The organism is Kitasatospora sp. NPDC058478 (assembly GCF_042720345.1).
Classification (GTDB): Bacteria; Actinomycetota; Actinomycetes; order Streptomycetales; family Streptomycetaceae; genus Kitasatospora.
This window is the reverse complement of the sequence record NZ_JBHXML010000120.1, coordinates 14,581-15,930: the sequence shown is the minus strand read 5'-3', so window position 1 is coordinate 15,930 and position 1,350 is coordinate 14,581. Positions and strand designations below refer to the sequence as shown.

Here is a 1,350-nt window from a genome sequence, read left to right as displayed (position 1 = left end):
GACGCTGCACACCAAGCTCAAGAAGTGGTGCAACCTGACGGCCGCAGAGAGGGACCTGCCCGAGGTGGCGATGGCGCCCGTGCTCCGCCTCCTGGTCGAGGAGCTGTTGGTGAACAAGGAGCTGGCCGAGACGATCGGGATCGGTCTCACGGACCAGTACGAAGAGGCTCAGAGAAACCGCTGACCAGGCACCACGGAAGGCACTGCACACACTGCAAGCACTGAGGGCCCGCCCGGATGATCCGGGCGGGCCCTCACTGGTGGAGCGTCAGATTTCGTCGTCGCTGTCCGGGTACTCGATCCCGAGCTGGCGCGGCTGGTACGTGGTCCCCTCGCCCATCGGCTCGAAGTTCATGACCACGTTGCTGATCTCGATGGAGCCTTCGAAGCTCTGACCGCCGCCGATGTACTCCCGGATGATCTGCATCATCTCCTTCTCTGCGGCCTCCTCCCCGCCCTCCAGGTACGCCTGGACCACCGCGTCCAGCCGACCCTGGGGCAGGTTCCCCCCGAGGTCGAGATCCCGGGGCCGCCCGTCCGAGCTGATCTGCACCCAGGCCGAGACCACCGCGCCGCCGGTCCGCCGGCCGCTGCTCATCCCCTGGTCGCCCTTGGTGGACTTGTGGATGCGCTCCCGCCGACCCTTCGGCACCAGGGCCTCCCTGGTGGCCTTGTCCAGCTTCTTCACGCTGGCCGCCGTCGGCTCCTGGCCGCCCTTCTTCCACCGCCGCCAGGTCGTCAGGGAGACGCCCGCGGCCTTCGCTGCCGACTTCTCGTCGCCCTTGTGCTTCTTCTCCAGCCAGCCCAACCGCTCGGGCAGGCTCTTCTTCTGCTCCCGCTCCACCGCGCCCGGGGCCCGGCCGGTCAGCTTGCGGACCAGGCCGTCCAGCAGACCGCCCTTGTCCTTGGGCTTGGCGGGCTCCTCACCGCTGTACCGCTTCTTAGCCATTGGTGATCTCCCCCATGCCCTTCTGTGCCGGGGCGCTCAGCCACGCCGCCAGGTCGTCCGTCGTGTGGACCCGGAACTCACCGAGCCCGAACCCTTCCTTCATGCCGTCCGGGATCACGGTCCCCGAGCCGCTGACCACGTAGACCGCTTCGTCGTGGTCCATCTTCACCGGGTACATCGGGCGCTCGGTGAAGGCGTTCGTCTCCGCCAGCCGCAGCAGGCCACCGGCCTTGTAGACCTTCCGCAGCATGTTCGTCCAGGCGGCGTCCCGCACCGCGATGCCCCAGTCCCCCCGGCGGATGACCTTCTGGCCCTTCGCCCGGAGCTTGCCGTGCAGCCGCCGGTACAGACCCTTGAGGCAGTCCCACAGGACCCCGTCGTCCGGGTCCAGCGGCCGGCGC

At 68.6% G+C, this 1,350-nt stretch carries 3 protein-coding genes; 1 reads left to right on the top strand and 2 read right to left on the bottom strand.

The window, feature by feature from the left end; all coding sequences use genetic code 11:
• On the top strand, window positions 1-184 hold a 184-nt coding region (locus tag ACFWPT_RS39460; RefSeq protein WP_380487808.1), incomplete at its 5' end, for a hypothetical protein.
• Window positions 185-268: 84 nt separating this feature from the next.
• Here the strand turns inward: ACFWPT_RS39460 and ACFWPT_RS39455 are convergent.
• A complete protein-coding gene (locus ACFWPT_RS39455) occupies window positions 269-949 on the bottom strand; it encodes a hypothetical protein (protein WP_380487806.1) in 681 nt (226 codons plus the stop codon).
• A partial coding sequence (locus tag ACFWPT_RS39450; RefSeq protein ID WP_380487804.1) for a hypothetical protein occupies window positions 942-1,350 on the bottom strand: 409 nt, incomplete at its 5' end. The genes ACFWPT_RS39455 and ACFWPT_RS39450, both read right to left, overlap by 8 nt.